The following is a 26,173-nucleotide window of genomic DNA, read 5'->3' as shown; positions in this document are numbered from 1 at the left end:
TGAGCTTCCCGTTTTGTTAGCAACAACGTTAGACAAAAAGTAAGGCAAGCAAGAATCCACAATAAAATAATTGATAAGAATTGCCCTGAATCTAAGGATGAAAAGATTAGGATAAATAGGAGTTTTTATAATGATTGTTTGCGTGAATTAAAGCATGAAAACCCATTTCTATATGAAATTGACTCTACTGCTTTACAAGAGTCTACACAACGCCTACAAAGAGCATATAAACGCTATGATAAAAGATTGTCCGGTGAACCAAGGATTAAAACATTAAAAAATCCAGTACAATCATTTACCCTTAAAAATGTAAACAACAGCATTAGACTCAAAGGCAATTACATAAGACTAAATAAATACGGTTTCATCAAACTGCGTGGTCTGCGACCAATAATCGGCAGAATACAAACCGTAACCATCTTATATGACAAGGGAAGATGGTTTGCAATATTGACTTATAGAATTGAAATCCGTATAGATCCGCTTCCATTAACCGGTAAAGCAGTGGGAATTGACGTTGGGTTAAAAAATTATATCACATTATCAACGGGAGAGGCGATAGCCAAACCAGACACCCGTGATTTAGATAATAAAATAAAAAAACAACGCAAAATAATATCCCGCAGATTCCAATCATCACCATATGGAAGCAACTACCTAAAAGCCGTAGAAAAACTACAACAACTCGAACACAAAAGAAACAACATAATAAACGATTTCCACCACAAAATAAGCAAAAAAATAGTCACAGAATACGATATAATCGTAATGGAAACATTAAACATCAAAGGAATGCTAAAAAATCATCATGTCAGCAGTGGAATTCATGATGCCGCATGGTATAAACTAAAACAAAAAATCAAATACAAAGCAGAACTATACGGTAAAACATTCATCGAAATAGACCAATGGTTCGCTTCCACAAAAACATGCCACAAATGCGGCCACAAAAACAACAACATAACCCTAAAAGACAGACAATGGAATTGCCCAAAATGCGGCACACAACATCAAAGAGACCACAACGCAGCAATCAACATCTTAAACGAAGGGTTAAAAACACTAAAAACAGAACCTAGGGGACCTGGGGGATAGCTTAGAATATTTTCCATTCATATAGAATGGATTACCTAAGAATCTCCGACCTCTACAGGTCGGAGAGGTTCAAACAAAGTTTTTTAAAGAAAAAATATAGAACTGAAAACAGGTATCTTTAAATCATTTGACACATATTCAGAAAATCTGCCGACAAATTAACCATAAGTGAAAATAACATGAAATCGAAAACTTTAGACACAAAAACACGAAATCTGATACTCGCACTATTCTGATAGGAGTCTTCATGGGTTCTCTGGATACGGGCATAATCGGCCCTGTTCTACCTTCAATTGAGCAAAGCTTTAATCTCACAAGCAGGGAATCCAGTTGGATATTTACGCTTTTTGTAATTGCTTTCATGATCGGTTCCCGGTAATGGCCAAGTTTTCGGACTTTTACGTTAAAAAGCCGTGACGAACAATTTGAAACCATGAAAGCAAATCAATAGATATTCAGAATTTCAAAATCGCCATGATATGCCAAAAAATGCAATATATGTAACATATTTATTACAAGAAAAACTAAAATAATATTCATGTCAGTTAAGAGAAATTTTATTTTAGGCATTATCAATTGTTCAAAGGTATCCGATGTAAATGATATCATATCCCAATATGCAACTGAAGCCAAAGACACAACTTCCTATATTTATTTTTCTAAACAACCAATAGATACAAGCAATATATCCAATGACATCATTTTCTTTAAGATAATAGCTGAAAATGACACATTATTAAATAAACAAGTGGAAAATTTGATTAATGATTTAAACGGTCTCAAAATAGATTATGTTTTGAGGGATGAAGAGACAGGCGAGTTTCTGGTAACCGTTAAGTATGGAGCTCAGGTCGCCATTAAATTTGACAATGTTAAATTTTTGAAAAGGGGTACGTTTGAAAAAATCGATGGATTGAAATACACAAATACCAAGTATGGATATTGCAAAGGATTCAAGCCTAATTTCAGACCTCTTGAAGGAAAATCAACCGAAAATCTGGAAATTCTGCCTGAAATCATTTACATTACCTCTGATTCCGAGGAAAACTTATTAAAATTAAGGGATTATGTTTCCGAAAAGGTCCTGGAAATAGACCCAAATCTTGAAATAGAATTCAAATGGTTTTTCAGATAATTACTGATGCAATTATACTTAATTTCAAGCATCGTTAAATGATGCTTGAGTTAACAAACCTACTAAAATTTCATGTCTTCTTTTAATTTATGGAAACTTAATTCTTTTTAAAAAAATAAGTTAACTTAGATGTATATTCTCTAAGTTAAATTTAGCCTTTTTTAATCAGTACTCTCTAGGAATAGGCAAGTACGGATATGGAGTGATCCTGAAAAATTCAAAGGGCTCAATTAATGCATGTCCCCAAGGGTCAGATGATCTTGAATCGGGATCAATCACTATGTTGTCAATCATTGCAAAGAAATGACGGTGCCCAAATTCCATGGTACCGACATGAACATAATATAGCTTGTGTTGCTTGTCAAGACCTACCGCAGCACACATATGCAGGAACAGGTCCGTCTGACTGCAGCAGTTACCGCGCCTTAGCTCCAAGGTCATGTCGGGTGTTTGGTAAAATCCTGCTCTTGTTTTATGTTTGATATTTTTGCCCACCCAAACGGCAAGCTCATAAGCGGCTTCATAACCTGTAAGATTTCCTACAATTGACTGGGCAAGCTGTCTAACTGTAGGGGATATCTCTCCTGTAATATAATCTCCATCATACAGGTTAATAGTTATTGATGAATCTGAATAATTGCCAATAGGGTTTGTGAAAGAACAATCAATGAATGTCAAATTCATATTGGTATTATTCGAAAGATCAAACCTGTAATTTAAGAAGTTAACCTCTTCAAAAACTACATTGGAGTCATTAGCATCTATGACAATAGCAGATTCATTATGGTCAATTGTATGATTATTTCCATTGATGGTGACTGATTTTGAAATCACTACATCCTCATCTCCATCAACATATCCATAATCGCTTGTTAAATTGATATCACAATCATCAGCATCATTGATTAAATCATTTAATTCCGTGAAATTGCCTGTTTCATTAAAATCGTCTGCAGAAACGCATGCGATTGATAAAAAGAAACATAATCCCATCAGCATGATTATCAACTTATAGTTAATGTAAATACCTCCAATATTAATTTATAAAAAATTCATAAAAATTCTTTATTTTTATTATAAAGGTTATATTTGACTTATTATTTAAATCTTTACATTTTTATGCAATATCTTTTCAACGTCCTCCCTATGTTCAAAAAGGACACAGCCGCCCTCATGGTCATCCATAAGGATGCCTCCATCCCTAAGGGATTTGAACAGGTTGGAATCAAGTGCTTCGACAAGCGAAGTCTCACATAAATTGGTATCCGAATACGGTGAAGCGGGACAAGGTTCTGCGCCTCCATGGGAGTTTATATGGAAAAAACCCCTTCCTGCTGCCAGACAGCCATCGGAAAGTTTCTCATCGCCCGGAAATGACATGAAAAGCATGTCCCGATAATCATTGCGAAGGCGATCGATTTCACCAAACAGCAAATCCCTTTCACTGTCGCCCGGAGCCAGTTCAATCGTTTCAGTATTCATAGGCACATATTCAATGAAAAATACGACCTTGCAGCCCAAATCATGCAGCTTATTGATGAAATCGTTCGAAATCAGCGAGGATATGTTTTCTTTTGTGAATGTAAGTGAAGCTCCAAATATGATATTTTTGCTTTTCATCACTTTCATGGACTCGATCAACTGACCGTAGACCCCCGCTCCCCTTCTTGAATCGGTCACCTCTTCGCCACCTTCAATCGAAAGGATTGGAGCAAGGTTTCTGTTATCGTCAAATAGCTTCATATAATCTTCTCCCAGCAATGTTCCGTTAGTGAATATTGGAAAGAGTATTTCAGGATATTTGCTTGCATTTTTTATTACATCTTCCCTTATCAGAGGCTCTCCACCAGCTAAAACTATGAAACTAATTCCGATTTCCTTTGCTTGCCTGAATATGTCATCCCATTGTTCGCCCGAAAGCTGATTTACAGGCTCATCGTCACTGCATGCATCATTTGCCCTCGAGTAACATCCTGTGCAATGCAGGTTGCAGCTGCTTGTGATGCTTGCAATTAGAAATGCAGGAATATTTTTGCCATTCTGCTCATATCTCTGCCTTATTTTTGTTGCCTTTCTTGCATGTTTTGAAAATTTGAGCAGATAAATGCTTTCCTTAGGATTTTTAAGAGTGGCGCGCATCGCATCTTTCAGTATGGATTCAACACCTTCTGACAAGTATTCCTGAATATCAAAATTTGAACCGGTCATTTTTTCACCTTTACACAGTCAAGCAGGAAATTTGCATGTTCTTCCGTTTGTCTGAAAAAATCATCAAGCGAATCCTGAGGAATATCCTCATATTTTGAACAAATTTCCAAAAGAAGATATATGGGAAAGCTGTAATACTCCTTTGCCAGGAGTTTAGAATCAATATCCTGCCTTATTACCCCTTTTTCCTTCAGGATTGTGAAGAATTCGTTCCAGAATATCAGGGGCTTCATCAATATCTCATCATGGAAAAACATCCTGATATTGTCATCATAATTCATCTGTATGAATACCAGCTTCCAAATCTTCAGGTTTCTTTGCATGCTAAACATTTCCCTTATGGCTTCTGATCCCTTATGATAGAACAGTTCTGGGTTTTCAAGCAAAATCTCATTGTTTGGCGACAAATCCAATTCTTCACTGTTGAGCATTTCATCATTTTCCAAAATGTCTGTGAGATACTCAAATATGTCCATCAATATGGCTTCTTTTGATGAATAGTGGCTGTATATTGAGCTTTTCTTAATTCCCACTTCATCTGCAATTTCCCTAAGCGAAACTGAATCATATCCCTTTTTAGAAAATAAATCTAATGATACATCAAATATCCTTTCCTTCGTTTTCATTATCCTACCTACCGTTCGTTAGGTATACTATCAATGACATCTCATATAAACTTTACTAAAACCATGAAAAAAAATAAAAAAAGATAAATAGCTTACGCTATTTATTTTAAACTCATAATATACACACTAAATCACATATATTGTGTAGATATGGTAGAAGTATGGTCCCCAATATCCATGACCAGTATGAGTAGTTGTTCTTCCACATTGGTCACATCTGAACTTGGTAGTGCCTTTGTATTTAACTTTTGCAGCTTTGTATTTGTGAGACCCTGGAACATATTTAATCTTGTATTTTTTAGTTACAGATTTTTTATATATTGCATCGTCCCCATGCATTTTTACAAAGACGTCACTCAAAGTACCAGTCGCCCATACGCGCACTTTACCGTTTTTGACTTTTGCTTTAGTGTATTTTCCATTTCTTCCTTGAAATTTAAGCCAGCCGTTTTTGACTTTTTTACCAGTTGTAGTTTTCACTAAAACGGTGTATTTTTTTGATTGGCCAGCATATAGTTTTGGGTTCGGAGCATAAATCTTTACACTAAACCTTTTTTTAAGTATAGCTTTTGAAAAGGACTTGCCCGTTTTATACAGGTTGTCATTTCCTAAAAACTTAGCAGAGTAGTAGTATTTCTTAATCTTTTTCAATTTGATGCTTTTAGTGGCCACTCCATTTTTAACTTTGGCATAGTATTTTTTGCCATTGATTTTGAACATGACTTTGCCTTCGTTAACATTTTTGCCATTGCTTTTTACAGTAGCTTTAAGTTTCATTTTAAAACCTTTGTATTCTTTAACTTTCATTGCTTTGACAGAAACACCAGATTTTTTAATGGTGATTGTTTTAGAAGCAGACCCTGAAACAAATGGTTCAAGAGGAACAAATTGTACCGTCCACATTCCTGCCCCAACAGGAGGTACAAAAGAAATTTGACCATTTGAATTAGGTGTGTAATATTTTGTTACACTGGTTTTTCCTTTCGTAAATACTACACCAACATTTAAAGAAGTCAGCGGTTTTTTAGTTACTTTATCAGTTAAGGTAGCAGTCATTTTAGCACCTGACATATAATTTGAATTATAATCAGAGACAGTGATATCTGCAGTTCCTTTGACAAATAAGTATGCAACATCCATAGTAATTCCATCATATGTATTTTCTGCTGCCATAACATATATTCCAGGAGTTAAAGTATTTTTTGCAATAGTCATTGGATAGTCTCTTTTTTCTGTTTTTGTATTTTGATAATGATGTGTATAAACTACCTTAGAATTTCTATCATAGACATTAAAATTAAAATCATATCCTATAGAACCACTTATTAAACAAGGTTCAATATAACAGTAAATTACTTCTTTTTTATCAGAATTGATAGTAGTATCAAATAGGTCAATAGTATACCAATTAGCAAATATCATTGAAAGTTTATCATTAGATTGATCAGCTGTTAATTCGGAATCTTCTTCACTAACAGATAATTTATCACCTTCATCACTAGTTTCATTTGCTGCCTTTTCTAAATCATTTTCAGAATTAGTTGAAATCTCATCAGCTGCCTCATCAGCTGCCACTATATCAACAGCATTTGCATCATCAGCAGCTATGCTATCAGTAGCATTATCCGCTGCACTGGCCGCCGATATTGCACAGATACTTACTATCAACAATAGAAGTATTAAAATATATTTTCTCTTAAACATGTTATCCCCTTAAATTAATTTAAGCATAAGAACTTAATCCTATAACAACATTTTTATTTTTATAAATATATAAAATTAGCTATAAAATTCAAAAGATATCATATATATTTAACAATATTAATATTCGACAAACAGATTAGTAACAAAAAAATTAATTTATAAATATTGTTCATTCAATTTATATTAATTAGAAATTTTTACCCAATTTATTCATTAAATAATTATACTGTTGTTTAACTAAAATCAATCATTTATTCATTGCTAATTAATTGAATGTCCGTATCTTTGCTTTATAACAAATTAAATAAATGATTTTTAAGTAAATTCTGATAAATATTATATCAAAATTAAACAAAATAATAAAAAATATAATGGAAATTAAATTGATTGTAACAAATTATTCAAAAAGTAAAAAGTAAATAATATATAAGAAATTTAATAAATAATTTAACATCTAACACTGGAGGTAAAACAAATGAAAAAGCATCTGACAGTACTATTAATATTGGCGGTTGCCTGTGCATTTTCCATATCTGCAATTGCAGCCACAACTTTTGAAAATCAGGATTTTGACGGTAAATTCAAAATGGACGTTATTCAAGGCGCTGATTTTGAGAAAACCGAATCCGACGGCGTCATAACTTATCTTGATGCTGACAAAAATCTTTTCCTAATTTATTCAGAAGATTCTTCACTCAATCCTAAAATGGATGATGCAGAATATAAAACATTCGAATTATCTTCAGGATTTAATCCTGACGGAAAAGACGGTGACATCCGCGTCTACAAGAAAAATAACATTTACGGCGCTATGGCTGTTGGCGACGGAATCATGGTAGTCGTAGGATATGACGACCGTGCTGATGCAATAGACATGGCAAAATCAATTGTATTTACAAAATAAGTACAATTTTCTTTTTTTTCTTTTTTTGACAACTCCCAAAATTTAAATATTTCTGTTTTTAAAAATTAGATTAACCGTATTGGGAGGAATATTGATGCATATCAGAAAGGCAAATCATAAAGACTTGGCGAAAATCATGAAGATTTACAGAACCGCTCAGGATTTCATGATTAAAAGCGGAAATCCAAATCAGTGGGGCCACAGATACTCCTCAAAAGATCTCATTGTAAGCGACATTGACAACGGAGTTTGCCATTTGATATGTGAAAGCGAAAATCCTCATGGAGTATTTGCCCTTTTTGAAGGCTCAGAGCCAACATATGAACATATCGAAAATGGCGAATGGCTAAACGATGATGAATATGTCACCGTTCATAGAATTGCAAGCGACGGAAAGGTACACGGCATATTCAAGTGCGCCATAACATACTGCAAAAGCAACTACAGAAACATAAGAATTGACACCCACGCAAGCAATGTTGTGATGCAGAAGCAAATCGAGAAAAACGGTTTTGAAAAGTGCGGCACAATATATGTGGCGGACGGGTCACCTCGAAGGGCATACCAGTGGACAAGGTGACGGACCTTAGGAGCATGGAACTTTTTTCAAAAAAATATATTACATTTAAAATACAGATATATATTAGTTTAATATTGAATTGGATTGGATAATTATGAATGTTGAAAAGCTAGTTGGAAACACACCGATGATTAAGATCGATTATGAATATGAAGGGAAAAAGGGCAGCATATACACAAAACTCGAATACTACAATTATACCGGAAGCATAAAGGACAGGATTGCATTATACATTATCCAAAAAGAAAGGGAAAACGGCAATTTGGCTGATGGACAGCCGATTATTGAAGTTACAAGCGGAAATACAGGAATTGCTTTTAGTGCCATAGGTGCCCTTTTCGGCCATGAAGTCCACATATTCATGCCTGATTGGGTATCCCTTGAAAGAAGGAAACTCATTGAGATGTATGGAGCTCACGTTCACCTCGTATCAAAAGAGGAAGGTGGATTCAAAAGAGCTCTGGAAATGGTTGATGACTTTGCAGAGGAAATTGGTGCATACAAGCCACTCCAATTTGATAATGAATTAAACACACAGGCACAATACTGCACCACAGGTCAGGAAATAATCGATGAGCTTCCCGATGTAAACGCTTTCGTTTCAGGAATAGGCACAGGAGGAACTCTAATGGGAATCGGCCAAAGACTAAAGGACCATAATCCCGATGCCAAGCTATTTGCCCTTGAACCGTCAACATTATCAATACTTAAAATGGGAATGGAAGAAGGATCACATCTGATAGAAGGAATCGGCGATGACTTCATTCCTGGAATCGTGAATGAAGATTTGATTGATGATATAGTATTGATCGATGACTGCGATGCAATCAACATGTCAAAAAGAATTGCAAAAGAGTTCGGTTTGGGAATAGGCATTTCAAGCGGAGCCAATTTCCTTGCAAGTGTCCTTATGGACAGCGATGAATTGAAGATTGCAACAGTATTTCCGGATGATAACAAGAAATACATAACTACAAAACTGTCTGAAAAAATCGATGAAAACCCTAAGCTTCATTCCAATAAAGTGAAGCTAATCAATTTTGAAGTAATATAACTATTTTTAAAATTAGCTGCGAAACATGCTAAAAAAGATAGGAAGATTAATCCTATCGGATTTCCGATAGGAATTATTGAATCTTTTTGAGTTTTTACCGGATATTAAAATAATCTTTATATTCATCAAAGTGCCTATTTTAAGAAATATAAAGATATGACATTATGTTAGAGGTGAATCCCTAACTGAAATCATAATGGATATTGTGCAGCTTGTACAGGCATACTGAACTGCTTGAAGGGAAGGCATAAATCATGTAGTCCAGCTCTTCAAGAGTAATTTTCTTATTGATGATAAATGCAAACATGTTAGCCACGTTTTCAGCATCTGCAGCATATATCTCTGCACCTACAATGTTCAAGTCCCTATCCACAATGACCTTTGCCTCTGCGGTCCGATCGTTTTTGAGCTCAAGGGAATATGAGTTTCCGTATCTTATTGTGTGGACCTCATATTCGTCGCTTTCATCAGCCACATATGCCGGAACACCTACGGTTGCAATCCTTGGAATAGTATATGCGACTGCAGGAACTACAGGATAGGTTATCTCATCTGCCTGACCAAGCAATTCCTTTGCAAGGTATTTTGAGTGATGTATTGCAACGGTTACAAGCTTTGCAATGCCTGTGTCTGCAACATCACCTGAAGCATAGATGTTTGGAACTTCAGTCTGAAGGTGTCCGTTTACCTTGATTCCCTTGCTGGTATAGGACAGTCCGACATTTTCAAGACCAATGTCCTCCACATTTGCGGTTCTTCCCATTGCTGCAATGACATAGTCACCTGTCAGGCTCAGTCCGCTTTCACACTTGACAGTGAATCCGTCCTCATAGGCCACATTGTCAATTTTTGCTTCGGGATCCCTCAGCTCTTCATCTGAGTTCAATGCATTTTCAACGTTCAATACCTTATCCTGAGGATTATCGATTTCAACATTGCTGATTACTTCGGTTACTGTCTGGTTAAAATGGAAATTAATGTTCTTTTCTTTAAGTATCTTGATTACATTCTGTACATATGGTTGGTGGAAGTATTTCAGAGCCATGTTTCCTCTGATGATTACGTCTGCACTGAGTCCTGCCTCGGCAAGTATTGATGCGAATTCCATCCCTACAAATCCTGCACCTATTATTATGGCATGCTTCGGCAAATCGTCGATATCCAAAAAGTCTGTGCTGTCATGCATGTATTCCTTACCCGGAATGTCTGGAATCACCGGCTTTAGGCCTGTGCATATTACAATCTTGTCTGTTGTGAAGCTTTCGTCTCCTACCTGAACGGTGTGCTCATCTAAAATGACCCCTTTTCCATGGGCAACGTCAAGGTCGTATTCCTTGAACTTGCCGTCGAGAAACGGAGCCATGTTTGCAATGCGTTTCCTTTTCAGCTTCATCAAATCAGGCCAGTTGACATCAAAGTCGCCCTCTTTTCCAACGCCTTCAAAGTTTTCGGTCAATGCCTTGATTTCATAGGGAGCATCGAGCAGTGCCTTTGAGTTGCAACCCCTATTTGCGCAGGTTCCACCATATAGGCTTTCTTCAACAATCAGAATTTTAAGGCCAGCTTTTCTTAAGAATCTGCCACCTTGCCAAGCGGCATTTCCGCTTCCAATATATATTACATCATAATCCATTTTTTCCAACCTCTTAAATAATATTTGTTTTATTCAAATATAAAAGTTAATTAATGATTTGAAAAAGAAATTATATTATGAAGGATTACTTGTATATTGATTATGCTGATGATGGCGGCCAGGCAAGGTTTAAGGTTTCAGAGACTCCAAAAATTGACCATCTGATTAAGGAAAAGGAATTTGACAAGGCATTAATTGAAGTAAACAAGTTATTGGAAACAGATTACAGCTACGGCAATCTGAACCTTAAGGGAATCATATTGGAAAATCTCGGCAGGTTCGATGAATCCCTCGAGTGCTTTGACAATGCTCTTAATCTTCACCAGTCATCAGACATTCAACTGAACAGGGCCAACTGCCTGTATGGATGGGCCAAGGTCACATTTTTCCCCGAAGCGAACTACGACAAGGCCCTGAAGCTGATCGACTGTGCAATAGACAATCTTCCCGATGGAGAGGATCCTTCTGAAGTCTATTTTCTGAAGGCTGAGATTCTTGAAGCGTTGGAGATGCTTGTAGATGCCCACAGGTGCTATCTTACTGCCTATAAGGAATTTGACAGGCTCAAGGAATTTGAAGCGCAATGCGAATATCTGAACAGTACCCATGACACTTTGGTGAATGTAGTTGGCTGCGACTTTTATGGTTTCACACCTAAAACAGGCGATGTTTTGAGTTTGGTCAAGGATGATGACAACGAACATGACAGCGATGCGGTGGCAGTTGTATATGACGGCAAAACCGTTGGCTATGTTGCAAATAATGATTACACATTAATTGATGAGGTCAAAAGCGCCAGCAACATACGAAATATGATAGCAGATGATCAAAAAATTGAGATTCAGTTCGTTTTCCTTGGGGAATATGTAATAGCCAAGCTTTTAGATTAAAATAAATTTGATTCTGCTATTCCTGCTGATTTTTGATTTGCTTTTGAATCTTAGGATATTCAAATCAAATTTTGGAGCTTTTTTTGTATCCAGTGGATTGTTAAGCTGATAATTGATATCCTTCATTATGTAAAATGTATCGTATATGCTGCCGCTAATATGATTTTTCATTGCCACCACCATTTATTGCATGAAATTTGATTACTAAAGTGTTTGATATATATCCCCAATTAAATATTGCATTAAAATTCTATTGCATATGTGTTAATGCAAATGTCGATTGAATAACTTGATTTTATTTAAAATAACCATAAAATAAATAACCGTTATATTGATATAAAGATACTTTACAAATCACCATAATTTTCCTTTTCAATTTAATCGCCACAAACAAGAAATCATGGATGAAAAAATTTCCTATAATTAGTATTTATCTTATCCTATTTAATGTTAATCCAATTGTAATGGCTTTAAAATATTGTTGTAGATTTGTAAAATTGATTTCATTGAAACATAGTATATAAAGTTATTGTTTTAAATAATAATCGATTCTGAAGAAAGAAAATAACTGTTTCATTTTTAACTGTTTCATATGAAACATTTATATTATTTAAAAAACATAATATCATCAGGTGAAAAATATGGAAGATGAAAGTTTTCAGGCAATAAAAGACACTTCGCCTTTTATCGCATGGATTCATAATATATCCCTGAACCAGCAGAAATATATGAAATCAAAATTCAACGAACTTGATTTGGGTCATGACGTGAGATATATCATGTTCATATACGACAATCCAGACTGTTCTCAGGAAGATTTGGTAAATATGTTTGGCTTAAGCAAGGGGAATATCGCCAAATCGTTAAAAAAACTGGAAGACAATGGATTTATTAAAAGACAGGTCAATCCAGAAAACAGACGTAAATACATGCTGAATACAACAGAAAAAGGAAAAGACCTGGTTCCAGAATACAGAAAGATATCAAGGGAATGGGAAAAAGAAGTGGGAATAACGGACAATGACATTGAAATAAAAAAGAGAATAAAAGAAATAGCCATAAACGGAATGAAACTCATTGAAGATAATTAAAAAGAGGGAGAAAAAATGAAAATAGAATTTGAAACATATATAGTATTCATATCATTCATAACATCATTTTTTGCAGTCTTTCTATCAAATGGAATAATAATAGGTGTTCCGGCGATAGCACAGGACTTTGCAATGAATAATGTTATACAGAATTGGATTCCAACAATATTTTTCCTTGTGGTTGCTGTATTTACAGTGCCTGCAGGACAAATTTCAGGAAAGTTCGGAGTTAAAAAGTCACTGCTTGCAGGAATCCTGGTGTTCCTTATAGGTTCAATCGGAGCATGCATATCCTTTTCAACCGAATCATTCCTGATATTCAGGATAATTCAGGGAGCGGGCGTAGCATTCCTTAACGTGTCCGCAATGGCAATGGTAGTGCATGCGGTCAAGCCGCAAAATCGTGGAAAGGCACTGGGCTTTACAGTGACAGGAGTATATCTGGCAACTTCCCTGTCACCGGTAATCTGCGGATTTCTGGTCCACAACCTGGGATGGAGATCAATGTTTTATTTTGTAATTCCATTTTTGGTATTGTGCATCATCCTGATGATATTAAAGATACCTCAAGAATGGAAAACATATGAAAAAGACAAAATCGATATTGCAGGTTCCATTTTATATGGAATCGGAATTTTATCATTCATCTATGGATTTACAACATTAATCACAACAACAGGCAAAATATTGACACTTGCGGGAATCATCCTGCTCATAATATTCGGATGGTACGAGCTAAGGCAAAAATCTCCGGTATTCAACATGAACCTGTTCAAAAACAAGAAGTTCACATCATCCAACATTGCAGCATTGTGCAGCTATCTGGCAATTATGGTAGTGACAACAATCCTTAACTACCACTTCCAGTATGTAAGGGGTTGGAATGCACAGATGTCCGGAATGATACTTATCATAACCCCAATCATCATGGCAATTATGGCCCCTAACGCAGGCAAGCTTTCAGACAAGATTCATCCGCAAAAGCTGGCTGCATTGGGAATCGGAATAGCTGCTGTAGCATTGGCGATTCTAACCTTCCTTACAGGCGACACCCCGCTTTATATAGTCGTTCTTGCAATGGTATTGCAGGGTATAGGAATGGGACTCTTTTCAAGTCCGAACATGAACGCAATCATGAGTTCAGTTCCTCCAAAGGATGCTCCAACCGCATCAGCGTCACAGGCAACAATGAGAACAATAGGCCAGACCATGAGTTTGGGACTTTTGACATTGGTGTTCGCATGGGTGATGGGCAGCCTGAAATTGGATCCTCAATATGCAGCTATGATTATACAGGCATCACAAACCATCTGTTTAATCTGTACCGTTGCATGCATCCTGGCGGTATTTGCGTCACTTGTCGGAATCAGGTCATCAGATAAGTTCAACACAGACCGATAAACTGAATAATATGTCCCGAGCGCAGTTTTGTGCCGGGACATACACTTATTTTTTTATTTTAAATCTTATTTTTGCACCTTACCCTCTCATTTTCACAAAATTTTTAATTGATATTAATAAAAAAATATTATTAAAGGTGAAAATGTGCAAAGGTCAACAAAGATAATATTTATCGTAGTGATCCTATTGGTTATAGGCGGAATAGTATTTTTTGAAAGCGCAAGATATCCTGAAATCCAATACACTACAATTGCCAATACAAGTATCGGAACAGTGGAAGTCGGAACAGCTGGAAATGAAAACGCAACTACCTGCATTGCCCTGATAACCGGAATACATCCAAGGGAAACACTGTCAATGGACCCTGAAATCCAAGCAGCGAGAGAATACGGAAACGACAATGTCAAGATAATCAACTATAAGGTGACCGTGACCGACAGCCCTGAAGACTATGAGCAGGGAAGGGCAAACGGAGAAAGTCTGGTGCATGACTATGTCAATCCGAATGTAACCGCTTCCGATGCAGATGCGGTCATAATCAGCCATTCACATAACGCAGATTACGGCGAAGGATTCTACCTTGCCACCCCAGAAATGGATGATTCCTCAGTGAGCATTGCAGAAAAAATCAGTGAAAGAAGCGACTTCAACTATTATCCAGTGACAGGCAATGAAACATACAAATCCACCTCAGCCGTTCTGGTTTCAAAACCTATTGCACAGGCAGGCTATCCGACATTCGTGTATGAGATACCTGAAGACATTTGGGAGAGCACCGCAACCGGAAAGACCAAGGAATTATTCAATCTTATTGCAGAGAATATTTAAAGTGATACTATGAAAAGAAAGGAAGTAGTCCTGTTCATGACAGTTGGAACCGGCACAAATTTAAATTCAAGCGAAGAGAGCTCAAAAACTCTTGCCCGAAAATTATATTATACCATTGAAAAGATTCGTCCGATCCATGTTGTATTTTTTGCATCCGACAAATCAAAGGAAACCATTGGATATATTGAAGAATTGTTCACAATGGATAACGATGAATTTATAGCCGGCGAGGATTATCAGATTGTTGAAATAAGTGCAATTGATGATTTGAATACATGTTTTGAAGCATATGAATCCAAGATATGGGAATTTGATTACATTGATGATGAGAATGATTATAAAATAATAATGGATTACACTTCCGGAACCAAAACAATGTCAGCGGCAATGGCCAGCTGCGGAATGTTCTATTCAAAGGACCTGATTTCAGTGGGCGGAGACAGGTCAACAGGAGAGGTTTCAAGAGGAACTGAAATAATCAACTACCAGAACATCTACAAGATATATGACAAATTTGTCCTTATGAGAACCAGATACAATTTCAATGCAAACCGTTTCATGGCATGCATTGATATGCTGAATTATATCGTTGACTTGAACATCCATAAGGAATCACTGCTGCATCTCTGCAAGGCCTATTACGCATGGGACAATATGGATTTTGAAGAGGCATATGACAATCTAAGAAAAGTTGATGCCAATCACATTGAGCTAAGCGATATCAAAAACGACATCAAATTCAATCTGAAAGCCCTCGGAAACATCATGAACTCAAGATCAGTCAATCTGAAAAACTGCTATATTCTTGCAAGCCTGATTAATAATTCAATAAGAAGGTCCGAAGAGTTCAAGTATGATGATGCGATAGCACGATTATACCGGTCATTTGAACTGATTGCACAAATCGAACTGACAAAATATAACATCAAAAGCTCAGACATTGACGTTTCAATACTCAAGCAGAACAATGTGTCTGATGAGTTCATATTGGAACTTGAAAAAACAAGGGAAGATGGAAAAATAAGAATCGGACTGGAAAAAGATTTTCTACTTTTAAATGAACTGGGAAATGATTTGGGAAAATATTTCATTGAAAACAAATCAAAAATCAAGGATTTAACCAAAAAAAGAAACTATTCCATTTTAGCCCATGGGCTTGATTCCCTGACCAAAAAGGACTTTGACGAATTCCTAAAGATAGTTCTCAATCTGTCCTATTCATTGGATAAGGACATGAAAAAATTCCTAAATCAAACAAGATTTGCAAAATTTGATTTAAAACTAAAATTTAACAAGAATTCTTAATTTTAAAAAAAAAGAAAAAAAGAATATAGTTAACTAGAATGGAAGACTTGCATAAGTTCCTTGGAAGGAATATGAATTAGTATTCCAATTAACTATAGTTCCAAATGAATTTCTTGAACTTGTTGGGTCTACAACATGCCAATTATTACCAATTAATACTTGAGCCCATACGTGACCATATGTACTTCCACTGGAGAATGTACATGTTCCGTGAACATATCTTGCAGGAAGTCCTGCGGTTCTGTACATTGCAACGAGCAAGTGTGCTTGGTCTACACAGTTTCCTGCACCATTGTTATAGGTACCTACAGCACCATAATGGGTATCATAATAGAAACTGTATGATATGGAATCCCTTACAAAGTTGTAAATTGCCTTAGCTTTTGCGGTAGCATCAGTTCTGTCGCCAATAGCACTAGCTACTGCTTTTTTAATAGTTGTACTTCCAACTTGACAGTTACTTGTAGATTTAAGATAAATACTTGTATCTTTTACAGTATTTTTCTCATTTAAACCAGTTCCCCCTTGTGAACTTGAAGATCCAGAACCATATGTAATTACACAGTAGTTTGGTAAGTAATTATCATTATTACCGTAAAATGCTAAAATCCTGGAGAACGCATCGACCAATTCACTGTAGATGATTTTTCCAACAGCTGAGTTAGCGTAATTCGGTGCCTGTTTATTGTTTTTAATAAAGGTTACCGCATTTTTAGCTACAGTTATATAATCTTTCTTATATAATTCAACTGAATTGATAGTATCTCCACTAGGTGAAGTAGGTGCTTTGACTCCGGTTAATATAGCAACATTAGCAGTATTGGAGCTACCCAAGTTTGCAATAGCCTCACTCATAACATACAGGAATTCAGGTGTTTTAAATGTGATTCCACCAGTAGTTACTGTAGTAGGCAATTTGTTATTCTTCTCAAAATATGATTTGATTGTTTTTGCACCTGCAACGACATTCTTAATTGATATGGTATCAATTTTCTTAACAGTCAGCTTTGTTGAGGCAGTAGTTGGAAGATTTAAGTTATCTCCGCCAAATTGATATGAAACGCTATATGTTCCAGGAGTGAAGCTGGCACTAATTGTTACATAACCATTTGAATCAGTTTTGCCAGTATAATCTTTTGAGTTGACTGTCAGTTTAACAGTTGCACCTGATATTGGTTTGCTCTTGGAATCAAGAAGCAACAATTTACTGGATTGAGTACCCTGATAAAAGGTAGTTGCTGATTTCCAGCTAAGAGAAGTTGCTGTCCTTTTAACAACCTTAATCTGAGTGGACCCTGTTACTGCATTAACTTTGGAACTGGCCGTATTAGTGAATTTGACTGTGTATGTTCCAATCTTTAAATTAATTGGCAATGAAACAATTCCGTCGCCGTTTGTGGTTTTGACATATGATTGACCATTCACAGTAAGCTTAATCTGTTTGTAAGCTATTGGGACATTTCCAGATGTCAAGGCTACTTTGAATGCTGTTCCTGCTCCTTCACCAAATGTGGTTGTGCTTTTAACAACATAAGTAGGGTCTTTAGATGGAATTACTGTAATTCTATATTTTACACTGCTTCCCTTATAATAACCAGTTTTTGGGAATTTGAATTTAACTTTATAAACACCAGCTTTGAGTGCAGGCAATTTAAATTTAACCTTACCGTATGTGCTGGTTTTTCCAGTGTATTTTTTTCCATCAATTTTCATTATGATAACTTTTCCCTTATCAGGTGAATAACCAAATTCATTGAGTAATTTAACCTTAACTTTTTTAGTTTTATCTGATGTAAGGAAAATATAATTATAAGATTTTAATGAGGTTTTTGCTGATTTAACTACTTTGACAGTATTAGTTTGTGTTAAACCATCCCTGTTATATGATACAATTTTATAAGTTCCCTTAGGAAGATCTTTCAAGGATATCTTAGCTACTCCTTTACTGTCAGTTCTGACACTGTATGTTTTTCCGTTGATTTGGAATCTTACTTTCTTGTTAGCCGCTACTTTTCCATTGCTTTTAAGAAAAGTGGCTGAATATTTTTTACTGTCCATATACACTTTTGTCAAATCGTCTGAAACAATGGTTGACATAATTTTAATTGTATTGGTTAAAGAGTAACCAGAATAAATATTTTTAGCAACAACACTATATGTTCCAGGTTCGAGGTCAAGATCTAAGGAAGCAATACCGTTACTATCGGTCTTTTTAGTATAAAGTTTACCTTTTAATATAAATTGAATATCAGCATTGGCTACTGCACTGCCGTTAGTATATAAAAATTTAGCAGTATACTTTGCAGTTCCCTTATAATATTTAGTAACGTCTTTTGCAGTGATTGTTTGTGATATATCAATGGAGTTTGATATGGCATTATTGTTGTTATCACTTGTTATGACATTACTGTCTTCTATGTTAGTTGATAAAGTACTTGAATTTTCAGATTTTAAAACATCATTTGATGAATCATTATCAACAACAGATTCAGTTGCCTGTAACTCAGATGCCTCATCACTAGCTATGATCATTTCATTGTCAGGTGAGCTAGCAGCATATGAATCCGTGACATTTGCATCACTTGCATATATCGTACCGACTGATAATGCAACAGCCAGAACAAATACCAAAGTGAGCAATATTCTTTTGTTCAAAATATTTTACCTCCATAACAAAATTAATCCTACGAGATTTTTCTCGCTTATGTAATATATAATACAAATATCTTATATAAACCTTTTTATTACCTAAATCTCATTAAATGAGTTTAATTTTATAAAATAAGGTTAATACATTATGAAAATAATACATTAAAGTGATTTTTACTTAAATTTAGCAATAAAAAGCTTAAAACATATGAAATAATTTATTAAGCAGTTTAATTAAATAGTACTTTAAATATTAATTTTAAACATTATAACTTATAAAAACAAGAATTTTAAGTAAATAATATTCTAAATCAATTCATTTAAATACCTTAACCATTAAAATGCCATGATTTATTTGTTATTTTAAAAAATAAACCTTAAAAAATGTTTTTAGAGTTAGCGATAAAAATTTTTTAATTTCATTTAAATAATGCCGAAAATATTTCTAAAATCCCCGCAGCAAAATTGAACAATTGAAATCAAGAATTATTTTTCATATCTATTATTCTTTTCCAAAATTGGAATTTTCAAAAACAGATGCTTCAACAATTTGTTGAGTCATGTAAAAAAAAAAAATGTAAGAAAAATACTTCATCAATTAAAATAAAGAAAAAAGAAAAAATAGATTTTAGAATGGAAGACTTGCATATCTGCTGTGCAAGCTATAAGAGTGTGTATTCCAATTAACTATTTTTCCAAAAGAGTTTCTAGTACTAGTTGGATCAGCACAAACCCAAGTATCTCCAATTAAAACTTGAGCCCAAACGTGACCATATGTACTTCCACTGGAGAATGTACATGATCCGTGAACGTATCTAGCCGCAAGACCTGCTGTCCTATACATAGCAACTAACAAATGAGCCTGGTCAACACAGTTACCTCTTCCTGCATTCAAAGTACCTACAGCTCCGTAGTGTGTATCATAATAGAAACTATATGATATTGAATCCCTTACATAGTCGAAAATTGCTTCCGCTTTTGCATAATCACTAGTTAAATCTTTAGTTAATGAATTTACCAAAGACTTTATTTTTGAATTTCCAACTTGACAGTTGGTAGATGATTTAAGATAAGCGGTCAAATCCTTAATGGTATTCTTCTCAATTACGCCCTTGATGTAATTTGAGACTGTAACACTAATGGTATTTGATGTTGAACTAGCAAGGTAATCATTACTACCGCTGAACTTAACGTTAACGTTGTATTTTCCTACAGGAACATATGCCTTAATTGTCGCATATCCTTTTGAGTCTGTAGTTGCAGAATATGTTTTAGAATTTATAGTTGCTTTAACAGTCAATCCTGAAATTGCCTTTCCATTGGTATCTGTCAATAACACTTTAATTGTTTGTGGGGAATCGCTAAATGAGGTTTCACCTTTCCAAGTAATTTTTGTAGCATTTCTCTCTTTCACTACAATTGGAAGGGTAACGGACTTGGCATTTAGTTTGGATTCCTTATTTATTGAATATTTAACAGTGTAATTACCAATATCCAAGTTAATAGGAATTGAAGCAAATCCATTGTTGTCAGTAGTTTTAGTGTAGCTCTTACCATCAATATTAAAGGTCAATGCTCTTTTAACTAAAGCAACACCTCCAGCTGTAGCCTGTACTTTTAATTGAGTACCTGCACCGTAACCGAAGGTTGTAGTGCTTTTTACTGTCAATTTGGAATTTTTAGTACTTAGCACTGTAACCAAATAAGATGCTTTAGAAGCCTTATAGGCATCTTTACCATCAAATGTATACTTGACAGTATACAGACCTTTTTTAACGGACGGCAATTTAAGGGAAAATTCTCCTTTTCCATTAGTTTTTTTAGTGTATGTCTTTCCATTGAAATTGATTTTGACAACTTTTCCGGAAGAAGGAACATGATCAAAATCATCCTTTAAGGTGGCTTTAATATACTTTGGAGAGTCACCTGTAAGGAAAGTGTAATCACTGGTTATAAACTTGGTGGATACCTTGGAATAAATCTTGATTTTAACTGTTTTTTTATAACCATCAGTATTGTAACAGACAATGGTATGCTTACCTTTCTTAAGGTTCTTGATTGAAATCTTTGCCTTACCCTTTGAGTCTGTTTTTACCTTGTAAGTTTTACCGTCAAGCTCTAACTTAACATATTTATTAGCCAAAGCCTTCCCATTGCTTTTGTAGAATTTTGCGGTGAACTTATTCAAGTTGTCACCTAAAGCCTTTTTAAAGCCCTTTGCATCAATGGTAGGTAAAATCTTAAAAGTGGTGGTTAACTTGTATCCGTTAACCGGATTGGTTGAAATGACCTTATAGGTTCCAGGATTCAAGTCTATCGGAAGGCTTGCAACACCGTTGGAATTAGTCTTTCTGGTGTATGCCTTTCCATTTACAGTTATAGTAACATCCCTATTTGCTAAAACCTTTCCATCACTATCATAGAAGGTAGCACTATATTGTGTACTTCCCTTGTAGTATTTTGTGATGTCTGATGCTTTGATTGTTGGCAAAACTTCAATTGTTGAAGTTAAATTATTGCTGGCTTCAAATGCATCATCACCTGCGAAATATGCAATTGCACTATATTTTCCAGGATTTAATGTCAGATTTAAGCTAGCAATACCGTTATCATCTGTCTTAGCAGTATAATTAACCTTATTAATTACAAAATTAACAACTTTATTTGCCAATGAACCGTTTGTATTGGAATCCTTCAATGTCACATCATAGGATCCCTTATAGTATACAGTATTTGTTGGCTCTGTCAATTCTGTCTGGTTTTTACTATTATCTTCTAAAACCTTTTCTTCATTGTCAGTTGATAAAGTATTTGAATTGTCAGATTCTACATCGCTAGCCGGACTTTCACTTCCAATTTGGATTGCGTCATCACTAGAACCAATTGTATTTGAATCTGTTATATTAACATCACTTGCTTGAACTGCACTAATTGACATGATGCAAATTAATGCCAAAAGCATTGTGAGTAATATCTTCTTGTTCAAAATATTTTACCCCCTTTCTAGAATTTTATTACAATGTCCGTGAGATTTAAACTCACTTCACCAATATTTATTACAAATATCTTATATAAAGCTTTTTATTGGCTAAATCGATTTAAAATCGCTTAATTTTAAAAAATAACATTAATAAGCAATAAATATTAAGCTTTTAAATAGTATTCTATTGAATTTCATTATAAAAAGATTAAAATATAGGAAATATCATTTTAACAACTAAAAGTATCTAAAACTTAAAATAATAATTAGAACAGTCATAATATAAAAATACCCATAATATATACTTATTTTATGATAAATAATTGATTTGACAGTAATTGCATCATAAATAACAAGTATTTATTTGTTTTGATAAGAATTAAAGTATTTTTATCAAATTAATTATTTTTTTGGCATTTGGCCCATGATAACCTATTTAAATCTCAAAAACAATTAAGAAAATATGGAAAATTCAGCAGATGAAATGAAAAAATCGATTGAAAAAATTTATGAAAGATTGGACAAGGTTTCACCTGTAGATTTTGATTGCGGAAAACTGTGCGGTGAAATATGCTGTGTCTTTGACAGTGAAGAGTATCCCAATGAGGACCTTGCACTGTTCCTCATGCCCGGTGAAGAGCTGATGTATGAGGACAGCGACGAATTTGAACTTTATTACATTGATGCAAAAGAGCTTGATTTCCCCCATTCATGGAAAGGCGATGTCTGTCTTGTCAAATGCAAAAATCCACCAAGGTGTGACAGAAGCATCAGGCCGATACAGTGCAGGACATTTCCGCTGGTGCCGCACATATCCAAAAACGGAGAGTTTCATCTGGTGTTGGATGCAAGCGAATTTCCATATGAATGCCCAATCATAAAAAACCACATCCGATTTAGGGACGATTTTCTCAAAGAAACCTATGAGGTATGGAAAATATTAATCAGAAACCCTTTGGTATATGATTTTGTCGACATGGACTCAAGGAGAAGGGAAAACAGAAAAATCGACTTTGAAATTGTCATATGAATTCTCCCCCAAATAATTTAAAAGACATCCAATCAAATTAGAAATATTAATATTATCTTCGATTTAAAATGTCAGGCTTTGCATTTAAATCGATTACAACACTATACTCTTTTTTAGCTAAACACCCCACTATAGGAAATATTCAAAATACGAATTTTTTTCAAATTATTTATTAATATTATAATTATAATATATTACCATGATTAGAAAAATCATATTTTTCCTTCTGGCATTGTTTATAGTCATGAGTGCAGTATGCGCTATAGATTCTTCTAACTGGACAACTGCTACTGTTGGATATGAAGAGTTCAAAATACCTCCGGAATATAAGAATCCCTACAAAAGCGACTTCCATATGTATGAATACGATGAGGACATTGATGTTTTCACTGTACGCTACGTCAATCCTGCAATAATGGAACTGTACGGATACTTCATAGAGCACAACCAGGCCAAAAAGGTCAATGTTGAAGGCCATGACGCCGTCCACTTCACATCATTTGACAGACATGATGACGCAAACAATTCAAAACTATGGTTTTCTGCAGGAGAGGAATTCTACTACATCGCCTGGAGGGGAAATGAAATAACGCCAAACGTGAAAGAGGTAGTTAAATCAGCATCTGACTCCAACTTCACCCATGAGGAATTCTATGACATCCTGAATGACGAATATCAAAATTATAATCTCATCAATGCAATTGAATCACAAAGATCAGACTATCCGACACAGGATAGGGGGCATCATTCATTTGTATCTGTTGGAAGCAATGGTGTCAATTTTGGAGTAATGAATTAATCTTAAAAAAAGGGTTGGACCAGATTCCAATCTATTTCTTCTTTTTTATTTTTCTTTAGAAATTCATTGGCCAGCCTGAAATGGTTGCAGCCGAAAAAACCACGCCTTGCTGAGAAAGGTGAAGGGTGTGAGGTAATTAAAACCAGATGATTGGGATTTGTAATCAGTTCCTTTTTCTTTTCTGCCTGTTTTCCCCAAAGCATAAATACAATAGGCTGTTTCTGATTGTTCAATATTTCAATTACATTGTCTGTGAATGTTTGCCAACCACATTTGCTGTGTGAGTTGGCATTGCCGTCTTCAACCGTTAAAACCGTGTTCAGCAAAAAAACACCCTGTTCTGCCCATTTTTCAAGGCGCCCTGATTCTGGAATAGGATAATCATATTCCTCATTAATCTCCTTGAAGATGTTTTTCAGTGACCTTGGAATAGGTCTGCCGTCGGGTGTTGAAAATGCAAGACCGTGAGCCTGGCCCGCTTCATGATATGGGTCCTGTCCCAGGATGACAACCTTGACGTTTTCTAATGGAGTGAACTTGAAAGCATTGAATATCTCATCACGAGGAGGATATATTGTTTTTGTCTCATATTCCTCGATTACAAATTCTTTAATCTTTAAAAAATAGTCCTTTTTAAATTCATCCTCTAAAACGCTGTCCCAGTCATTGCCTATCATGATTTTAATTCCCATCTATTTTTCTTGAACTATTTTGCCGCTCATATGCTCAATAGTTATCTCAAAGACTTCCGTCCTATCCAAAAGCCTTGAAATTTCATTGACGGTTTCCTCGTGGGTTGGGAAAAACTTATCCCCCAAATATGTTAACTTATCAATTTTCTCTTTTTTGTCTGTCAAAAACCTGATTCTGCCAAAGACAATGATGCTTTTGAATGTATATGACCAGCCGTCATCGTTTTTGACTCCCTTATCCATTACACAGTATGAAACTTTATCATTTTTCTCTACGGCATCATGTTTGTGGCCTTTCATTGCTCCATGAAAGTAGATCTTGCCGTCCACATATACATGTGACATGGGAAGCGCATATGGATAGTCATAATCTCCCATCAGAGCCAGAACACCTCGAGGCTCATTAACCAATATGTTGATGCATTCTTCTTTTGAAAGCTCCTGCTTTTGCCTTCTCATCTTTCTAAACATCATATTTATCCCATTTTAAAAAATAGTAAGAATGACTATAGGGCAGACATTGCAAATATTATGAAGACGGCGATTATGCATATGCAACAGCATATGCTTGAAATGTTATCGTCTTTTTTATTAATATTAGTAGCATTATTATTAGTATTATTATTTTTGGCTGAAGTATTCAGGTTAGTCTGCTTAATGGTGTACTTTTCATAGTTGTCATAGACATAACCAAGCTTGACTGCCACCCACACTGAGCGTATTATACTTATCATCATCAATATGAGTCCAAGAGAGATAAGTGTGCTTGTTGGATAGCTTAGCCCATAGATTCCAAATAATGCAAAATAGAAAAACCATGGAACCTCATAGATAATTCCCTCAATAATCCAATTACGGTTGTTGTGCTTGGATCCAATATAAATGAATCCTACACCGTTTAAAATGAAGACAAACGAAAGGATTACCCACCATGAATTTTTAATTTTATCTGTAAGATTCATATCTATTCTAAAATGTTATTGTTTCCGGTCTCTATTTTTTCAACAACCTTTTGACCTTCATCAGCCATATCGCTAAACATATTGATTGTTTCCTTCATTTGAGGCAATGCTTGAACTTTATAGTTGCTTACATCATCAATAGCCTGCAATGCTTCTGCAAATGCTGCCTTCAAAACATCAGGTGAAATCATGGCTTCCGCACTGTGCTTTTGAATTTCACTGCCTTGCTCCTTAAGCATGTGGGAGGTTGTTTCTATGATGTTTTCTGTGGTCTGGTTTAAGATAGTAATCTTGTCCATGACAATTTTCTGGTCATAGAGTGCACTTGCGACCATCACACCAGTCCTTAAAGCGGATACGGTTACAGTCTTTGCACGGTTGACTCCGCGAATCAATTCCTTATTGTTACGTCTGATTACATTTAGTGAAACGATTCCCTGTTGATTTACAACAATCATCTGTTGCATATCCATGATTCTTTGCCTTAACGGGAACAATATCTCTTCACGAACAAAATCGATTTTATTTTGGTCCACACCTTCAATTTCGGCAGTTTGGATTTGGGCTTCAATTGATGCATCCATCTGTTTTCCAAGTTCAATGTCTG

The 26,173-nt window shown here is 35.2% G+C and carries 23 protein-coding genes and 1 pseudogene; 12 read left to right on the top strand and 12 right to left on the bottom strand.

The window, feature by feature from the left end; all coding sequences use genetic code 11:
- Positions 1-15 precede the first annotated feature (15 nt).
- Positions 16-1,095 (top strand): annotated as a pseudogene (locus E7Z79_RS06205) (RNA-guided endonuclease InsQ/TnpB family protein); the annotation flags it as partial.
- Positions 1,096-1,633: 538 nt separating this feature from the next.
- Positions 1,634-2,230, top strand: coding sequence for a hypothetical protein (locus tag E7Z79_RS06200; protein ID WP_303739101.1), 597 nt, complete (start codon positions 1,634-1,636; stop codon positions 2,228-2,230).
- 165 nt (positions 2,231-2,395) lie between these two features.
- On the opposite strand, the gene E7Z79_RS06195 is transcribed toward E7Z79_RS06200, so the two are convergent.
- From E7Z79_RS06195 to E7Z79_RS06180, 4 genes are all read right to left on the bottom strand, one after another.
- On the bottom strand, positions 2,396-3,229 hold the full coding sequence (locus tag E7Z79_RS06195) for a transglutaminase domain-containing protein (protein ID WP_303739100.1): 834 nt from the start codon (positions 3,227-3,229) through the stop codon (positions 2,396-2,398).
- A 102-nt stretch (positions 3,230-3,331) separates the two neighbouring features.
- Positions 3,332-4,438: a radical SAM/SPASM domain-containing protein gene (locus tag E7Z79_RS06190; RefSeq protein WP_303739099.1), complete on the bottom strand. Its 1,107-nt coding sequence runs from the start codon at positions 4,436-4,438 to the stop codon at positions 3,332-3,334.
- Positions 4,435-5,064, bottom strand: coding sequence for a TetR/AcrR family transcriptional regulator (locus E7Z79_RS06185; protein WP_303739098.1), 630 nt, complete (start codon positions 5,062-5,064; stop codon positions 4,435-4,437). The genes E7Z79_RS06190 and E7Z79_RS06185 overlap by 4 nt, the downstream gene beginning before the upstream one ends.
- Positions 5,065-5,190: 126 nt before the next feature.
- Positions 5,191-6,768: a hypothetical protein gene (locus tag E7Z79_RS06180; protein WP_303739097.1), complete on the bottom strand. Its 1,578-nt coding sequence runs from the start codon at positions 6,766-6,768 to the stop codon at positions 5,191-5,193.
- A 475-nt stretch (positions 6,769-7,243) separates the two neighbouring features.
- Here E7Z79_RS06180 and E7Z79_RS06175 point away from each other — a divergent pair, with 475 nt between their 5' ends.
- The 3 genes from E7Z79_RS06175 to E7Z79_RS06165 all read left to right on the top strand — a co-directional run bounded on the left by E7Z79_RS06175 (position 7,244) and on the right by E7Z79_RS06165 (position 9,306).
- On the top strand, positions 7,244-7,672 hold the full coding sequence (locus tag E7Z79_RS06175) for a hypothetical protein (RefSeq protein WP_303739096.1): 429 nt from the start codon (positions 7,244-7,246) through the stop codon (positions 7,670-7,672).
- Positions 7,673-7,766: 94 nt separating this feature from the next.
- A complete protein-coding gene (locus tag E7Z79_RS06170) occupies positions 7,767-8,252 on the top strand; it encodes a hypothetical protein (protein ID WP_303739095.1) in 486 nt (161 codons plus the stop codon).
- 94 nt (positions 8,253-8,346) lie between these two features.
- A complete protein-coding gene (locus tag E7Z79_RS06165) occupies positions 8,347-9,306 on the top strand; it encodes a PLP-dependent cysteine synthase family protein (RefSeq protein ID WP_303739094.1) in 960 nt (319 codons plus the stop codon).
- A 181-nt stretch (positions 9,307-9,487) separates the two neighbouring features.
- Here the strand turns inward: E7Z79_RS06165 and E7Z79_RS06160 are convergent, their stop codons facing one another.
- Complete coding sequence (locus E7Z79_RS06160; protein ID WP_303739093.1) at positions 9,488-10,939, bottom strand: NAD(P)/FAD-dependent oxidoreductase; 1,452 nt, start codon at positions 10,937-10,939, stop codon at positions 9,488-9,490.
- A gap of 77 nt (positions 10,940-11,016) precedes the next feature.
- Between E7Z79_RS06160 and E7Z79_RS06155 the strand changes: the two genes are divergently transcribed.
- The gene (locus E7Z79_RS06155; RefSeq protein ID WP_303739092.1) at positions 11,017-11,829 is read left to right on the top strand and encodes a hypothetical protein; all 813 of its coding nucleotides are present in this window, start codon (positions 11,017-11,019) and stop codon (positions 11,827-11,829) included.
- Here E7Z79_RS06155 and E7Z79_RS06150 read toward each other — a convergent pair.
- Positions 11,821-12,000: a hypothetical protein gene (locus tag E7Z79_RS06150; protein WP_303739091.1), complete on the bottom strand. Its 180-nt coding sequence runs from the start codon at positions 11,998-12,000 to the stop codon at positions 11,821-11,823. The genes E7Z79_RS06155 and E7Z79_RS06150 overlap by 9 nt on opposite strands.
- A 470-nt stretch (positions 12,001-12,470) precedes the next feature.
- Here E7Z79_RS06150 and E7Z79_RS06145 point away from each other — a divergent pair, with 470 nt between their 5' ends.
- From E7Z79_RS06145 to E7Z79_RS06130, 4 genes are all read left to right on the top strand, one after another.
- Positions 12,471-12,920: a MarR family winged helix-turn-helix transcriptional regulator gene (locus E7Z79_RS06145; protein WP_303739090.1), complete on the top strand. Its 450-nt coding sequence runs from the start codon at positions 12,471-12,473 to the stop codon at positions 12,918-12,920.
- A gap of 15 nt (positions 12,921-12,935) precedes the next feature.
- A complete protein-coding gene (locus E7Z79_RS06140; protein WP_303739089.1) occupies positions 12,936-14,321 on the top strand; it encodes an MFS transporter in 1,386 nt (461 codons plus the stop codon).
- Between the two features lie 144 nt (positions 14,322-14,465).
- Positions 14,466-15,149: a hypothetical protein gene (locus E7Z79_RS06135; protein ID WP_303739088.1), complete on the top strand. Its 684-nt coding sequence runs from the start codon at positions 14,466-14,468 to the stop codon at positions 15,147-15,149.
- 9 nt (positions 15,150-15,158) lie between these two features.
- On the top strand, positions 15,159-16,454 hold the full coding sequence (locus tag E7Z79_RS06130) for a TIGR02710 family CRISPR-associated CARF protein (RefSeq protein ID WP_303739087.1): 1,296 nt from the start codon (positions 15,159-15,161) through the stop codon (positions 16,452-16,454).
- A gap of 33 nt (positions 16,455-16,487) precedes the next feature.
- On the opposite strand, the gene E7Z79_RS06125 is transcribed toward E7Z79_RS06130, so the two are convergent.
- Positions 16,488-19,109, bottom strand: coding sequence for a transglutaminase family protein (locus tag E7Z79_RS06125; RefSeq protein ID WP_303739086.1), 2,622 nt, complete (start codon positions 19,107-19,109; stop codon positions 16,488-16,490).
- 622 nt (positions 19,110-19,731) lie between these two features.
- The gene (locus E7Z79_RS06120) at positions 19,732-22,089 is read right to left on the bottom strand and encodes a transglutaminase domain-containing protein (RefSeq protein ID WP_303739085.1); all 2,358 of its coding nucleotides are present in this window, start codon (positions 22,087-22,089) and stop codon (positions 19,732-19,734) included.
- A gap of 457 nt (positions 22,090-22,546) precedes the next feature.
- Here E7Z79_RS06120 and E7Z79_RS06115 point away from each other — a divergent pair, with 457 nt between their 5' ends.
- Both E7Z79_RS06115 and E7Z79_RS06110 read left to right on the top strand, forming a co-directional pair.
- On the top strand, positions 22,547-23,113 hold the full coding sequence (locus E7Z79_RS06115) for a hypothetical protein (protein ID WP_303739084.1): 567 nt from the start codon (positions 22,547-22,549) through the stop codon (positions 23,111-23,113).
- 199 nt (positions 23,114-23,312) lie between these two features.
- Complete coding sequence (locus E7Z79_RS06110; RefSeq protein WP_303739083.1) at positions 23,313-23,912, top strand: hypothetical protein; 600 nt, start codon at positions 23,313-23,315, stop codon at positions 23,910-23,912.
- A 2-nt stretch (positions 23,913-23,914) separates the two neighbouring features.
- Here the strand turns inward: E7Z79_RS06110 and ung are convergent, their stop codons facing one another.
- From ung to E7Z79_RS06090, 4 genes are all read right to left on the bottom strand, one after another.
- Positions 23,915-24,604 (bottom strand): uracil-DNA glycosylase, encoded by a 690-nt coding sequence (gene ung, locus E7Z79_RS06105; protein WP_303739082.1) that lies wholly within the window; start codon positions 24,602-24,604, stop codon positions 23,915-23,917.
- Positions 24,605-25,078, bottom strand: a complete 474-nt coding sequence (locus E7Z79_RS06100; protein ID WP_303739081.1) for a pyridoxamine 5'-phosphate oxidase family protein — start codon at positions 25,076-25,078, stop codon at positions 24,605-24,607. It lies immediately after the preceding gene.
- A gap of 32 nt (positions 25,079-25,110) precedes the next feature.
- Positions 25,111-25,566, bottom strand: a complete 456-nt coding sequence (locus E7Z79_RS06095; protein ID WP_303739080.1) for a hypothetical protein — start codon at positions 25,564-25,566, stop codon at positions 25,111-25,113.
- 2 nt (positions 25,567-25,568) lie between these two features.
- Positions 25,569-26,173 (bottom strand): toxic anion resistance protein (locus E7Z79_RS06090; protein ID WP_303739079.1); only part of this gene is annotated, 605 nt, incomplete at its 5' end.

This window comes from Methanobrevibacter thaueri (genome assembly GCF_015062905.1).
Lineage (GTDB): Archaea > Methanobacteriota > Methanobacteria > Methanobacteriales > Methanobacteriaceae > Methanocatella > Methanocatella thaueri_A.
This window is presented reverse-complemented; position numbering and strand designations above follow the sequence as displayed.

Excerpts from the sequence above, each read along its gene's own strand:
- E7Z79_RS06150 (WP_303739091.1), bottom strand. The coding sequence starts at position 12,000 with ATGAAAAATCATATTAGCGGCAGCATATACGATACATTTTACATAATG.
- E7Z79_RS06200 (WP_303739101.1), top strand. The coding sequence starts at position 1,634 with ATGTCAGTTAAGAGAAATTTTATTTTAGGCATTATCAATTGTTCAAAG.
- E7Z79_RS06175 (WP_303739096.1), top strand. The coding sequence starts at position 7,244 with ATGAAAAAGCATCTGACAGTACTATTAATATTGGCGGTTGCCTGTGCA.
- E7Z79_RS06095 (WP_303739080.1), bottom strand. The coding sequence starts at position 25,566 with ATGAATCTTACAGATAAAATTAAAAATTCATGGTGGGTAATCCTTTCG.
- E7Z79_RS06160 (WP_303739093.1), bottom strand. The coding sequence starts at position 10,939 with ATGGATTATGATGTAATATATATTGGAAGCGGAAATGCCGCTTGGCAA.
- E7Z79_RS06155 (WP_303739092.1), top strand. The coding sequence starts at position 11,017 with ATGAAGGATTACTTGTATATTGATTATGCTGATGATGGCGGCCAGGCA.
- E7Z79_RS06115 (WP_303739084.1), top strand. The coding sequence starts at position 22,547 with ATGGAAAATTCAGCAGATGAAATGAAAAAATCGATTGAAAAAATTTAT.
- E7Z79_RS06110 (WP_303739083.1), top strand. The coding sequence starts at position 23,313 with ATGATTAGAAAAATCATATTTTTCCTTCTGGCATTGTTTATAGTCATG.
- E7Z79_RS06195 (WP_303739100.1), bottom strand. The coding sequence starts at position 3,229 with ATGCTGATGGGATTATGTTTCTTTTTATCAATCGCATGCGTTTCTGCA.
- ung (WP_303739082.1), bottom strand. The coding sequence starts at position 24,604 with ATGGGAATTAAAATCATGATAGGCAATGACTGGGACAGCGTTTTAGAG.
- E7Z79_RS06170 (WP_303739095.1), top strand. The coding sequence starts at position 7,767 with ATGCATATCAGAAAGGCAAATCATAAAGACTTGGCGAAAATCATGAAG.
- E7Z79_RS06165 (WP_303739094.1), top strand. The coding sequence starts at position 8,347 with ATGAATGTTGAAAAGCTAGTTGGAAACACACCGATGATTAAGATCGAT.
- E7Z79_RS06100 (WP_303739081.1), bottom strand. The coding sequence starts at position 25,078 with ATGATGTTTAGAAAGATGAGAAGGCAAAAGCAGGAGCTTTCAAAAGAA.
- E7Z79_RS06130 (WP_303739087.1), top strand. The coding sequence starts at position 15,159 with ATGAAAAGAAAGGAAGTAGTCCTGTTCATGACAGTTGGAACCGGCACA.
- E7Z79_RS06145 (WP_303739090.1), top strand. The coding sequence starts at position 12,471 with ATGGAAGATGAAAGTTTTCAGGCAATAAAAGACACTTCGCCTTTTATC.
- E7Z79_RS06140 (WP_303739089.1), top strand. The coding sequence starts at position 12,936 with ATGAAAATAGAATTTGAAACATATATAGTATTCATATCATTCATAACA.
- E7Z79_RS06180 (WP_303739097.1), bottom strand. The coding sequence starts at position 6,768 with ATGTTTAAGAGAAAATATATTTTAATACTTCTATTGTTGATAGTAAGT.
- E7Z79_RS06190 (WP_303739099.1), bottom strand. The coding sequence starts at position 4,438 with ATGACCGGTTCAAATTTTGATATTCAGGAATACTTGTCAGAAGGTGTT.
- E7Z79_RS06185 (WP_303739098.1), bottom strand. The coding sequence starts at position 5,064 with ATGAAAACGAAGGAAAGGATATTTGATGTATCATTAGATTTATTTTCT.